The sequence below is a fragment of the Algoriphagus pacificus genome (assembly GCF_017254845.1).
Classification (GTDB): Bacteria; Bacteroidota; Bacteroidia; order Cytophagales; family Cyclobacteriaceae; genus Algoriphagus; species Algoriphagus pacificus.
Window position 1 is genome coordinate 1 of record NZ_JAFKCU010000028.1, and the last position, 395, is coordinate 395.

At 39.2% G+C, this 395-nt stretch carries 1 protein-coding gene; it reads right to left on the minus strand.

What is annotated here, in order from left to right:
* Positions 1-264, minus strand: a 264-nt coding sequence (bor, locus tag J0A69_RS22440; protein ID WP_206588859.1) for a Bor family protein, incomplete at its 3' end; no start/stop codon positions are given.
* Positions 265-395: the final 131 nt, after the last annotated feature.

The following is a 395-nucleotide window of genomic DNA, read 5'->3' on the forward strand; positions in this document are numbered from 1 at the left end:
CGGAGTATAAATGCCTAAAGTAATAAAACCGAGCAATCCATTTACGAATGTTTGCTGGGTTTCTGTTTTAACAACATTTTCTGCGCCGCCACAAATTTTGGCTGCATCGACAGTTTTCTTCTGCCCAATTCCAGAAACGAAGAAATGATGGGTGATGGTTTCCTTTGGTGCTACTGCTGCCGGTTTGTTTTGAACAGTAAACGTCTGTTGAGCACATCCTGTAATAAGCAGGGCCAGCGCAGTAGCGAGTAGCATTTTTTTCATGGTGTTATTCCCGATGCTTTTTGAAGTTCGCAGAATCGTATGTGTAGAAAATTAAACAAACCCTAAACAATGAGTTGAAATTTCATATTGTTAATATTTATTAATGTATGTCAGGTGCGATGAATCGTCAT